This is a genomic window from Streptomyces sp. NBC_00083, assembly GCF_026343295.1.
In the GTDB taxonomy this organism is placed as follows: domain Bacteria; phylum Actinomycetota; class Actinomycetes; order Streptomycetales; family Streptomycetaceae; genus Streptomyces.
Map to the genome: position 1 here is coordinate 1,695,730 of NZ_JAPELY010000001.1, position 11,365 is coordinate 1,707,094.

General features: G+C 72.5%; 10 protein-coding genes. 6 read left to right on the top strand and 4 right to left on the bottom strand.

The window, feature by feature from the left end:
• Positions 1–12 precede the first annotated feature (12 nt).
• Positions 13–1,137: an IMP dehydrogenase gene (locus OOJ98_RS07360; RefSeq protein ID WP_267053808.1), complete on the bottom strand. Its 1,125-nt coding sequence runs from the start codon at positions 1,135–1,137 to the stop codon at positions 13–15.
• 333 nt (positions 1,138–1,470) lie between these two features.
• On the opposite strand from OOJ98_RS07360, the gene OOJ98_RS07365 reads away from it, so the two are divergent.
• The gene (locus OOJ98_RS07365; protein WP_267053809.1) at positions 1,471–2,115 is read left to right on the top strand and encodes a uridine kinase; all 645 of its coding nucleotides are present in this window, start codon (positions 1,471–1,473) and stop codon (positions 2,113–2,115) included.
• Positions 2,116–2,127: 12 nt separating this feature from the next.
• Here the strand turns inward: OOJ98_RS07365 and OOJ98_RS07370 are convergent, their stop codons facing one another.
• Both OOJ98_RS07370 and OOJ98_RS07375 read right to left on the bottom strand, forming a co-directional pair.
• Positions 2,128–3,012 carry a carbohydrate kinase family protein gene (locus tag OOJ98_RS07370; RefSeq protein ID WP_267055552.1) on the bottom strand — a complete coding sequence of 295 codons (885 nt, stop codon included), beginning with the start codon at positions 3,010–3,012 and terminating at the stop codon, positions 2,128–2,130.
• A 101-nt stretch (positions 3,013–3,113) separates the two neighbouring features.
• Positions 3,114–4,046, bottom strand: coding sequence for a pseudouridine-5'-phosphate glycosidase (locus tag OOJ98_RS07375; protein WP_267053810.1), 933 nt, complete (start codon positions 4,044–4,046; stop codon positions 3,114–3,116).
• A 146-nt stretch (positions 4,047–4,192) separates the two neighbouring features.
• Here OOJ98_RS07375 and OOJ98_RS07380 point away from each other — a divergent pair, with 146 nt between their 5' ends.
• Positions 4,193–4,585 carry a cupin domain-containing protein gene (locus OOJ98_RS07380; RefSeq protein WP_267053811.1) on the top strand — a complete coding sequence of 131 codons (393 nt, stop codon included), beginning with the start codon at positions 4,193–4,195 and terminating at the stop codon, positions 4,583–4,585.
• Positions 4,586–4,655: 70 nt separating this feature from the next.
• Here OOJ98_RS07380 and OOJ98_RS07385 read toward each other — a convergent pair whose 3' ends face one another.
• Complete coding sequence (locus tag OOJ98_RS07385; protein ID WP_267053812.1) at positions 4,656–5,207, bottom strand: methylated-DNA--[protein]-cysteine S-methyltransferase; 552 nt, start codon at positions 5,205–5,207, stop codon at positions 4,656–4,658.
• A 235-nt stretch (positions 5,208–5,442) separates the two neighbouring features.
• On the opposite strand from OOJ98_RS07385, the gene OOJ98_RS07390 reads away from it, so the two are divergent.
• The 4 genes from OOJ98_RS07390 to OOJ98_RS07405 all read left to right on the top strand — a co-directional run bounded on the left by OOJ98_RS07390 (position 5,443) and on the right by OOJ98_RS07405 (position 11,339).
• Entirely contained in the window at positions 5,443–6,306 is an 864-nt protein-coding gene (locus OOJ98_RS07390; RefSeq protein WP_267053813.1) for an MHYT domain-containing protein, read from the top strand.
• 51 nt (positions 6,307–6,357) lie between these two features.
• A complete protein-coding gene (gene uvrB, locus OOJ98_RS07395) occupies positions 6,358–8,481 on the top strand; it encodes an excinuclease ABC subunit UvrB (RefSeq protein WP_267053814.1) in 2,124 nt (707 codons plus the stop codon).
• Between the two features lie 168 nt (positions 8,482–8,649).
• Positions 8,650–9,228, top strand: coding sequence for a TerD family protein (locus OOJ98_RS07400; protein WP_267053815.1), 579 nt, complete (start codon positions 8,650–8,652; stop codon positions 9,226–9,228).
• A gap of 143 nt (positions 9,229–9,371) precedes the next feature.
• Positions 9,372–11,339: a TerD family protein gene (locus OOJ98_RS07405; RefSeq protein ID WP_267053816.1), complete on the top strand. Its 1,968-nt coding sequence runs from the start codon at positions 9,372–9,374 to the stop codon at positions 11,337–11,339.
• The last annotated feature ends 26 nt before the right edge of the window (positions 11,340–11,365 follow it).

The window sequence follows — 11,365 nt, forward strand, 5'->3', positions numbered from 1 at the left end:
GAGACAGGTTGCTCAGACCACCGGCGCCGGGGTGCTCCGCAGGGTCACGTTGGCGTGGCTCTCCTGGAAGCTCTGGTCGGAGACGAGCGTCAGGCGGGCCGAAGCGTGGAACTCCGCCAGCGTGACGGAACCGCAGGAGACCATCGTGGTCCTGAGCTTGGCGATGGTCAGGGCGAGCCCTTCGCCGAGGTCGCCCGCATAGGGAACGTAACCGTCCACGCCCTCCTCGAAGAGGAGCCCCTGACCGCCCTGCCCGTAGCGCTGCCAGTTGCGGGCGCGGTTCGAGCCCTCGCCCCAGTACTCCTTCACGAAGCCGTCCCCGGCGGGGAGTTTCGCGCCGGCCGCCTGATCGAAGCGCGCGAAGTAGCGCCCCATCATGACGAAGTCCGCCCCCATGGCCAGCGCGAGGGCGACGTGATAGTCGTGCACCAGGCCGCCGTCGGAGCAGACCGGCACGTACGCGCCGGTGCGCTCGCGGAAGGCGTCCCGCGCCGCCGCGACATCCAGCACCGCGCTCGCCTGGCCGCGGCCGATCCCCTTCTGGTCGCGCGTGATGCAGATGGAGCCACCGCCCACACCGACCTTGACGAAGTCCGCCCCCGCCTCGGCGAGGAAGGTGAACGCCTCGCCGTCGACGACGTTGCCGCCGCCCGCCGGGATCTCGGGGTAGTGCTTCTTCACCCAGGCCAGGGCCTCCGCCTGCCAGTCGCTGTAGCCGTCGGAGGAGTCGAAGCAGAGCGCGTCCACGCCCGCCGCGGCCAGCGCCGGGACACGCTCGCGGTAGTCATGGGTGTTGACACCGGCGCCGACCCGCAGGGTTTCGGCGCCGCCCACGGCCTCGGCGCTCTTGACCCGGCCGACCGCGGCGACCTGGTCCTCGATGGACCGGTTGTGGTGCAGGAAGCTGAGACCGCCGTTGCGGGCGAGCGCGATCGCGAGTTCGGGCGTGCCGACGGCCTGCATGATCGCGGACGTGAACGGCACGTCCAGCTCGACGGCCGGACGCTCACCCACCATGTGCCGCACCAGGGGCGTACGCAGCTCCACCGTCGCGGGCGAACAGCCGGCCCGCGTGCGATTGGGCAGGAGCAGGAACTCGTTGAACGTTCGCGAGACCTCGGCGATGATCTGTGCCACTCGTACCTCCTGGCCCGTCGGCAGGGGCCCGACTGCCCCGCCGTGAAGACCGCCCCGGTCGTCCCGGGGGCAGGCGGATGCAGAGGTCGGCACGGCAGTCGTGGAGGTGCCACCACCGCGGCAGAGCCCTGACCGGCCCGGTGGTCGAACGGGGTGCGGTCGTGACCCGGCACCCTACCGATCACGCGGCCCACGCACGAATCGCGTCCCTCGGCGCCAACAGCGCTCTCCGCGCGCCCCCTTGGAAGTGGCCCTGGGTGGCCCTGGGGCATCGTCCGGCGGCGAGACCAAGGGCGCGCGCCCGCGGAGGGGCGTACCGCGCATGATGGGGGCGTGCGATTCGAAGCGATCACCTGGGAACGGCTGACCGACGCCCTCGCCGAGCGGGCCGTGCACCTGAAGCCCGCCGACGGCGGCCCCTGGCTGCGCCTCGGCGTCGACGGCGCCCCGGCCGCCCGCACCGGGGAGCTCGCGGAACGCCTCGCGGACTCACTGAGGCTGCGTGGCAGGTCCGTACTCTCCGTCTCCACCGAGGGCTTCCTGCGGTCCGCTTCGCTCCGCTACGAGTTCGGCCGCGAGGACCCGGACACGTACTACGACGGCTGGTTCGACACCGGCGCTCTGTGGCGGGAGGTCTTCGGGCCGCTCGACCCGGGCGGCACCGGACGGGTGCTGCCCGACCTGTGGGACCCGGTGACCGACCGGGCGACCCGGAGCCCCTACCACCTCCTGCCGGAGGGCGGGGTGCTGATCGTGCACGGCCCCATGCTGCTCGGCCGCTGGTTCCCCTTCGACCTCACCGTGCACCTGCGCCTCTCGCCGCACGCGGTGCGCCGCCGAACGGAAGAGAGCGCCCGGTGGACGCTCACCGCCTTGGAGCGGTACGAGTCCGAGGTGCGGCCGGCGGACGCGGCCGATGTCGTGGTGCGGGTCGACGACCCCCGCCACCCGGCCTGGGCGGCGGCCGAGGACCGGTAGGCGCGCCGTCGCCTACTCCCTCACCGGCGGCCGCCCTCCCACCACGGAGACCGCGAGCGCCCCCGCCCGGCATCCCGCCTCCGCGGCCCGCACGGGGGACGCGCCGCGCAGGCGGGCGGCGAGGAAGCCGCCCGTGAAGGCGTCGCCCGCGCCCGTGGAGTCCAGCGCGCGGGCCGTGGGCGCCGCCACCGTCGCGACGACCTGCCCGCCGGCGGCGACCAGGGCGCCGGCCGGGCCGAGCGTGACCGCCACGAGGGGGAACACCCTGCTCAACTTGGCCGCCGCGTCGGCCGGTTCGGGCAAACCGGTCAGGTAGGCGGCCTCGTCCGCGTTGGGAAGCAGGACGTCGACGCCTTCGGCCGCCGCCAGGAATCGTTCGACACCCAGGTCGGCGAGGAAGCCGCACGACGCCGGGTCGAGACTCACGGTCGGGCCCGCCCGCCTGGCCGCGTCCTTCGCCAGCACGGCGAGTCGACGGCTCCGGTCGGAGAACAGGAGATAGCCGGACAGATGGAGGTGGGCCACGCCGTCCAGGAGCGCGGGAGACCAGTCGGCCGGGCCCATGTGGTGCACAGCGCCGCTGTCGGTGAGGAAGGTGCGCTCCGCCGTGGCGGCGTCGACCAGGGAGATCACGGTCGCGGTGGGGGCGTCCGCGTCCGGGATCAGCAGGGGGCGTACGCCCGTGGCGCGCAGCCGTTGGCCGTGCCAGGCGGCCTCGTCCCGGCCGACGCGGGCGAGCAGCCGGACGTCGGAGCAGCCCGAACGGGCGGCCCAGCAGGCCGCGTTGGCGCCCGCGCCGCCCGGTACCGTACGAATGGCGGCGGCGGTGTCCGTGGCGGTGCTGAGCGGTCCCCGGTACCGGGCGACGACATCGGTGACGACGTCCCCGACCACCAGGAGCCCGCCGCCGGCGCGCCCGTCCCCGGCTGGGCCGCCTCCGACGCGCCCGTCCTGTTCGGTCTCGTCTCCTTCGGCTCCCCCTTCGCCTCCGCCCTCGTTCACAGGGCTGCCGCGATCTCCGCGGCGAGCCGCACATTGCCGCGTACGGCCGCCACGTTGGCCTCGAGGGACGCGCCGCGGGTGTGCTCGACCAGATAGGTGAGGAGGAACGGCGTGACCGCCTGTCCCGTGATGCCCTCGGCGCGGCAGGCCGCGAGGCCCGAGGCGAGCACCTCGTCGTGCAGCCGGGGATCGAGCTGCTCGGACCGCGGCACCGGGTTGCCCACGATCACCGCCGAACCGAGCCCGAGGGCGCGATGGGCCCGCAGCACGTCCGCCGCCTCGCGCGGGGTCCGCACCGTCCAGTCGACGGGCTCGCCCGAACTGGACAGGTAGAACCCCGGGAAGCGGTCCGTGCCGTAGCCGACCACGGACACCCCGAGCGTCTCCAGGCGCTGGAGCGTGGCCGGCACGTCGAGGATCGACTTGACGCCGGCGCACACCACCGCGATCGGCGTCGTGGCGAGCAGCCGCAGGTCCGCCGACTCGTCCTGGGTGCGCTCCCACTCACGGTGTACGCCGCCGAGGCCGCCCGTAGCGAAGACGCGCAGCCCGGCCCGCTCGGCCAGGAACGCGGTGGCCGACACCGTGGTCGCGCCGCTGACCCCGCTCGCCAGCGCCATCGGCAGGTCGCGGTGGCCGAGCTTGCGCAGCTCGTCATGGGCGACGCGCTCCAACTGCCCCTTGTCCAGGCCCACTCGGGGGCGCCCGTCCAGGACGGCGATCGTCGCGGGGACGGCGCCCGCGGCCCGTACCAGCTGCTCAAGCTCCAGGGCGACCCGCAGATTGCGGGGCCGGGGGAGGCCGTGCGAGATGATCGTCGACTCCAGGGCCACGACGGGGCGGCCCTCCTCCAGGGCGGTCCGTACTTCCTCCGAGATCTCGGAGGTCCCGGTGATCTCGCTCGCGTCAGGTACGTCGTCACAGGACATGTCCCATCCCTGGCGCGCCGGGCGGGCGGATAAACGCGCCCGAGGCCGCCGTCGGTGCGGACTCGACAGTGTGTCGCGCGGGGGCGCCCCGGGCGGGCCGCACTGTCGCTCGAAGCCCCGGCCCGGCGCGGATAGATTGAGCGGCCATGAGCACCATGGACGACGCCACCGCCCCCGCCGGCCGGGACACCCGGGGCCCCGCATCCTTCGCCGTGCGCGTGCCCGACGCCGAACTGGAAGCCGAGCCGCTCGACCCCGCCCAGATCGTCTCCGGAACCCCCGAGGTGACCGGGAAGGTGCTCTGGGAGTCGCCGGACGGCAAGCAGATCCGCGGCATCTGGCAGATCACGCCGGGCGTCGTCACCGACACCGAGGCGGACGAACTCTTCGTGGTGGTCAGCGGGCGCGCGACCGTCGAGGTGGCGGGCGGCGCCACCCTGGAGGTCGGGCCCGGCGACGCCTGCGTCCTGCGGGAGGGCGACCGCACCACTTGGACCGTGCACGAGACGCTCCGCAAGGCCTACCACATCAGCCTGTAGGTCCCCGGGAGCCCGTAGGTCCCCGGGGACGACGCCCGTGGGCGCGGGAGCCGCCGCCCCGCCGGGGGACTCAGAACAGCGGCTGTGGCAGCACCCCTTCGAGCGCGAGCAGCTGCCGCTTGGTCTCCAGGCCGCCGCCGAAACCGCCGAGTCCGCCGTCGCTCTCCACCACGCGGTGACAGGGCACCACCACGGGCAGCGGGTTGGCCCCCATGGCCGCGCCCACGGCCTGCGCCGCCCCGGGCCGGCCGACCCGGTCGGCCAGATCGCCATAGCCCACCACCGTGCCGTACGGCACCCCGGCCGCGAGCTCGCGCAGCACCTGCCGGTTGAACCCGGACGCCAGTGACCAGTCGAGCGGCAGCGTGAAGTCGCGCAGCCGGCCGTCGAAGTACGCCCCGAGCTGGCGTATGGGCTCCCCCAGGGGGCCCGCGCGGCCGGGCACGGCCGGGGCCGGGTCGGTGCCGAACCGGGCGGCCAGACCCCTAACGGCCCGGTCCCGCACCGCTTCGTCGGCGTGGAACACCACGTTGACCAGGCCCTGGCCCGTCGCGGCCAGGAGCAGCGGACCGATGTCGCTCCCGACCACGGCCCACTCGACGAACTGCGCGCTGCTGTCCATGCCGACCACGGTACGGGCGCCCACTGACAACGCGGTCCGGTCCGCCCGGAAGGTGAGAATCCGGGCGCCAAAGCGAACAGATCCCCCCAGAGAGGAACGCCCCAAGCGCCCGGAGTCGATAAATTGCCCGGAAAATGTTTGCCTGTCGCGCAGCGAGCCCTAATGTCGCCCCGAAACCAGGGCCGCAACAAAAGTAGGGCCTCTTCAGTCGGTACGGGGTGAAGGGCACACGGGTATGCACGGGACGGTCGACGGATTCAGCTATGGCCTGGTGACGCCGGTGGCGGCGTTCATCATGGCCTGTCTAGGCGGGGCGCTGGGGCTGCGCTGCACCGCACGCTCCGTGCTGAGCGGGCGCTCCTTCAAGGCCGCATGGCTCGCGCTCGGTGCCACGTCCATAGGGTCGGGCATCTGGACCATGCACTTCATCGCGATGATGGGCTTCAGCGTCCACGAGGCGCCCCTGGGCTACGACCGGGGCATCACCTTCGCGAGCCTCGTCGTGGCGATCGTGATGGTCGGCATCGGCATCTTCATCGTCGGCTACCGGGGCGCCACACCCATGGCCCTGGTCACCGGCGGCACCATCACCGGGCTCGGCGTGGCCACCATGCACTATCTGGGCATGGCCGGGATCAAGATGAACGGGGAGTTCGAGTACAACACCTTCGTCGTCAGCATCTCGGTCGTGATCGCCGTGGTCGCCGCCACCGCCGCGCTGTGGGCAGCGGTCTCCGTCCACGGGTTCATGGCGAGCCTGGTGGCCAGCCTCGTCATGGGGGTCGCGGTCAGCGGGATGCACTACACCGGCATGGCGGCGCTCAGCGTCCATCTGCACGGCGCGGCCGGGACCCCAGGCGGCGGGGAGTCGCCCGCCGCCCTGCTCGCGCCCATGCTGATCGGGCCGGTCGCCTTCCTGGTCCTGGCCGGGGTGGTCGTGATGTTCGACCCCCTGGTGGTGATGGGCAAGCCGGACTGGCAGAAGCGGCCGCCGCGCCAGATCCCCACGCCCAGACACCGCCCCTCCTTCCCGGAACGCACCAGCTGGGCGGCGTCCGAGCCGCCGCGCGAGGGCTCCGCGTCACCGCACGACTGGTGACCCGAACCCGATCGGACCGCGGTTGTCAGTGGCGGGTCGTACGGTGGTTGCATGCGGCCCGTTTCCAAGATCGAACGTACGGTGGCGCCCTTCGAGGTCGTCAGTCCCTACCAGCCCAGCGGTGACCAGCCGGCGGCCATCGCCGAGCTGGAGAAGCGCATCCGTGCAGGTGAGAAGGATGTCGTCCTGCTCGGCGCCACCGGCACCGGAAAGTCGGCGACGACCGCCTGGATGATCGAGAAGCTCCAGCGCCCCACGCTCGTCATGGCGCCGAACAAGACGCTCGCCGCCCAGCTGGCCAACGAGTTCCGTGAGCTGCTGCCCAACAACGCCGTCGAGTACTTCGTGTCGTACTACGACTACTACCAGCCCGAGGCGTACGTCCCGCAGTCGGACACCTACATCGAGAAGGACTCCTCGATCAACGAGGAGGTCGAGCGGCTGCGCCACTCGGCGACCAACTCGCTCCTGACCCGGCGCGACGTGATCGTGGTCGCGTCCGTCTCCTGCATCTACGGTCTGGGCACCCCGCAGGAGTACGTCGACCGCATGGTCCAGCTGAAGGTCGGCGACGAGATCGACCGCGACCAGCTGCTGCGCCGCTTCGTCGACATCCAGTACACCCGCAACGACCTGGCGTTCGCCCGCGGCACCTTCCGGGTGCGCGGCGACACCATCGAGATCTTCCCGGTCTACGAGGAACTGGCCGTCCGCATCGAGATGTTCGGGGACGAGATCGAGGCGCTCTCCACGCTGCATCCGCTCACCGGCGAGATCATCAGCGAGGACCAGTCGCTCTACGTCTTCCCGGCGAGCCACTACGTGGCGGGCCCGGAGCGCATGGAGAAGGCCGTCACCGGCATCGAGAAGGAGCTGGAGCAGCGCCTTGCGGAGCTGGAGAAGCAGGGCAAGCTCCTGGAGGCGCAGCGACTGCGCATGCGCACCACGTACGACCTGGAGATGCTCCGCCAGATCGGCAGCTGCTCCGGCGTCGAGAACTACTCGATGCACTTCGACGGCCGCGACCCGGGCACCGCGCCCAACACCCTGATCGACTACTTCCCCGAGGACTTCCTGCTGGTCCTCGACGAGTCGCACGTGACGGTGCCGCAGATCGGCGCGATGTACGAGGGCGACGCCTCCCGCAAGCGCACCCTCGTCGACCACGGCTTCCGGCTGCCCTCCGCGCTGGACAACCGGCCGCTCAAGTGGGAGGAGTTCCTCGGCCGCATCGGTCAGACCGTCTACCTGTCGGCGACGCCGGGCAAGTACGAACTCTCGCGCGGCGACGGCTTCGTGGAGCAGATCATCCGCCCGACCGGCCTGGTCGACCCGGAGGTCGTGGTCAAGCCCACCGAGGGCCAGATCGACGACCTGGTGCACGAGATCCGGCAGCGCACCGAGAAGGACGAGCGCGTCCTGGTCACCACACTGACCAAGAAGATGGCCGAGGACCTCACCGACTACTTCCTCGAACTGGGCATCCAGGTCCGCTACCTGCACAGCGACGTCGACACCCTGCGCCGCATCGAGCTCCTGCGCGAGCTGCGGGCCGGCGAGTACGACGTGCTGGTCGGCATCAACCTGCTGCGCGAGGGCCTCGACCTGCCCGAGGTCTCCCTGGTGGCGATCCTCGACGCCGACAAGGAGGGCTTCCTGCGCTCGGGCACCTCCCTGATCCAGACCATCGGCCGTGCGGCGCGAAACGTCTCGGGCCAGGTCCACATGTACGCGGACCGCGTCACCCCGGCGATGGAGAAGGCCATCGACGAGACCAACAGGCGCCGCGAGAAGCAGATCGCGTACAACACGGAGAAGGGCATCGACCCGCAGCCGCTGCGGAAGAAGATCAACGACATCGTCGCGACCATCGCGCGCGAGGAGGTCGACACCGAGCAGCTGCTCGGCACCGGATACCGCCAGGGCAAGGACGGGAAGGCCGCCAAGGCGCCGGTTCCCTCGCTCGGCGGCAAGGCGGCGAAGGGCGCCAAGGGCGCCAAGAAGGAACTCACCGACCGGCCCGCGTCCGAACTGGCCGGAATCATCGAGGAGATGACCGACCGGATGCGGGCCGCGGCGGCGGACCTGCAGTTCGAGGTGGCGGCCCGGCTGCGCGACGAGGTCGGCGAACTGAAGAAGGAGCTCCGTCAGATGAGGGAGGCCGGGCTCGCCTGACGGGCGGTGCGCGAGAGCGGGGGCCGTGGGTGCGCGGTGTGTTGCAAGACCGCCACAAAAGGCCCCCGCATAGTGGCGTGGGCCACGTCACTGCGTAGGGTTCGGGCCGGAGAACGAACACCAACGCAAAGCATGTCAAGAACGACACATGGGGAGAGGGGACAGCGCGTGACGGTCAATCTGTCCAAGGGTCAGGCCATCAGCCTGGAGAAGCAGGGTGGCGGCACCCTGACCGCGGTGCGGATGGGGCTGGGCTGGCAGGCGGCCCCGCGCCGGGGCCTGTTCGGCAAGCGGACGCAGGAGATCGACCTGGACGCCTCGGCGGTGCTCTTCGCCGACAAGCAGCCCGTGGACGTGGTCTTCTTCCGCCACCTCGTGAGCGACGACGGCTCGGTCCGGCACACCGGCGACAACCTCGTCGGCGGTGCGGGCCAGGGCGGTGACGACGAGTCGATCCTGGTCGACCTCGCCCGTGTGCCGGTCCACATCGACCAGATCGTCTTCACGGTGAACTCGTTCACCGGCCAGACGTTCCAAGAGGTGCAGAACGCGTTCTGCCGTCTCGTCGACGAGACCAACGGCCAGGAGCTGGCCCGCTACACGCTGGACGGCGGCGGTCAGTACACGGCGCAGATCATGGCCAAGGTGCACCGCTCGGGCGCCGGCTGGCAGATGACGGCCATCGGCAACCCGGCCAACGGGCGCACCTTCCAGGACCTGATGCCGGCGATCCTGCCCCACCTCTGACACCGCAGCACCGAGCAGAGCAGTACCGCGACACCGCAGCTCCCGGAGGCACGACGCCGCCGGGAGCTGCACCACAACCGCACACCCACCACGGTCCACGACCGCAGTCGCACCACCATCAACTCGACGAGGGGACAGAGGCGATGACGGCCGAGCTGGTACGGGGACAGAACCACCCCCTGCCCCGGACCCGACTGGAAATCCGGGTGTCGGCCGGCACCCCGATCGTGGCCGGGGCCACGCTCGGCGACGAGCGGGGACAGGTGCGCGCCGCCGAGCGGGTCGCCCACCCGGGCTCGCCGGCCCTGCCCGGCGTCGAGGTCTCCCGGCAGGCCGCCGCCGACCACCGGCTCGCCGTGGACCTGGAGGCCCTGGACGAGGGCGTGCACCGGGTCGGCGTGCTCCTCGCGCTCCCGCTCGGCACGCCGGGGCCCAGCCGGTTCGCCGCCGTCGCCGCGCCCTTCGTCGCCGTCACCGGTCTCGACGGCACGGAGATCGCCAGCTTCACGATCACCGGCCTGAGCGAGGAGTCCGCGGTGGTGGCCCTTGAGCTCTACCGCCGCCAGGGCGCCTGGAAGGTCCGCGCGGTGGGCCAGGGGTACGCGGGCGGCCTCGCCGATCTGCTGGCCGACCACGGCCTGCCCGGAGCGGGGCAGCTGGCCGCCGCCATCCAGGAGGCGATCGCGGTCGGCGTCTCCCGTTCGGTGGCGGCGCCCCCGCCGCGTGCGAGCGACGACGCCCGGGTGCGCGCCGCCGGAGCGTCGGTGGCCGGCGGCCCCACGCAGGCGGCCGGCCCCACGCAGGCCGGCACCGCGCAGCCAGGGGTCGAACCGCCTACTGCCGAGCCGCCCGCTGCCGTGCCCCAACAGGCGGTCGGCGACGGCGGTCCCATCAGCTACACGCATCCGCGCCGCCGGACCGCCGCGCCGCCGCCACCGCCTCCGGCCCCGCCGGCCGCCGCCCCGGGCGAGCCGCCGCGCCCGGTCGCGGGCGACGCCGGCGGCTGGTCCATGGACGAGCGGCTCTACAACCAGGTGTGGGGCATGTTCGAGGACCTGGCCCGCGCCGTCGCCGCCTACCGCAGCGCCGTCGACTTCGCGGACTCGCGCGAGGAGCAGGAGCTCGACCGGGCCCTGTCCGACCCGCGCGGCCGCATGGGCACCGCCGGTGACCTGGCACGCGAGGCGGCCCGCGCCAAGCGCGAGGACCTCGTCACGCGGGCCAGGGAGGTGCTGGACCGGGAGCTCGCGCAGCTGACCGCCGAGTCCGAGGTCGTCGAGCCCGCGCTGCCGCCCGCGTACGCCCGCTGGTCCAGCCCGGTCTGGCAGGGCTACCGGGTGCCGATGGAGCTCCCCATGGCCCTGCGGATCGGCGACGTGCGACTGCCCGAGCGGCCGGAGCTGCGCATTCCGATGCTGGTGAGGCTGCCGTTGGAGCGCGGTCTGTGGATCGACGCGGGGCGCGTCGGCTCGGAGGTGGCCGCGTTCATGGATCCGGAGCAGATCAAGGGCCTCGCCGTGGACACGGCCGTGGCGATCGCGGCCCGGCTGCTCGCGGTCTACCCGGCGCACGAGTTCACGGTCCACGTCATCGACCCGGCGGGCTCGGCCGCGGCCCGGCTGGCCCCGCTCACCCGGGCCGGGGTGGTGGCCGCGCCGCCCGCCGCGGGCGCCGAGGGAGTGGCCCAGGTGCTGGCCCGGCTCACCGAGCGGGTGGACCTGGTGCAGATGGCGGTCCGGGGCGGCGCCGGTGCGGACGCCCTGCCGCCCACCCTGGACACCTCGGAGCAGCTGCTGATCGTCAACGACTTTCCGCACGGCTTCGACGACCGCGCCCTCAACCAGTTGCGCTACCTCGCCGACGAGGGGCCCTCGGTCGGCGTCCACCTCCTGATGGTCGCGGACCGCGACGACGCGAGCGAGTACGGGCCGGTGCTGCACCCGCTGTGGCGCTCGCTGCTGCGGCTGACGCCGGTCCCCGAGGACCACCTCGCCGACCCGTGGGTGGGCCACGCCTGGACGTACGAGCCGCCCCTCGCGCCGGCGGGCAGCCTGATCCTGGAGCAGGTGCTCGGCCAGGTCGGCGACGCGCGCTCGGCCTGGCCCCGCTAGACCACGAACCGTCCCCACCTGGAGAC

Excerpts from the sequence above, each read along its gene's own strand:
- OOJ98_RS07375 (WP_267053810.1), bottom strand. The coding sequence starts at position 4,046 with ATGTCCTGTGACGACGTACCTGACGCGAGCGAGATCACCGGGACCTCC.
- OOJ98_RS07380 (WP_267053811.1), top strand. The coding sequence starts at position 4,193 with ATGAGCACCATGGACGACGCCACCGCCCCCGCCGGCCGGGACACCCGG.
- OOJ98_RS07385 (WP_267053812.1), bottom strand. The coding sequence starts at position 5,207 with ATGGACAGCAGCGCGCAGTTCGTCGAGTGGGCCGTGGTCGGGAGCGAC.
- OOJ98_RS07390 (WP_267053813.1), top strand. The coding sequence starts at position 5,443 with ATGCACGGGACGGTCGACGGATTCAGCTATGGCCTGGTGACGCCGGTG.
- uvrB (WP_267053814.1), top strand. The coding sequence starts at position 6,358 with ATGCGGCCCGTTTCCAAGATCGAACGTACGGTGGCGCCCTTCGAGGTC.
- OOJ98_RS07405 (WP_267053816.1), top strand. The coding sequence starts at position 9,372 with ATGACGGCCGAGCTGGTACGGGGACAGAACCACCCCCTGCCCCGGACC.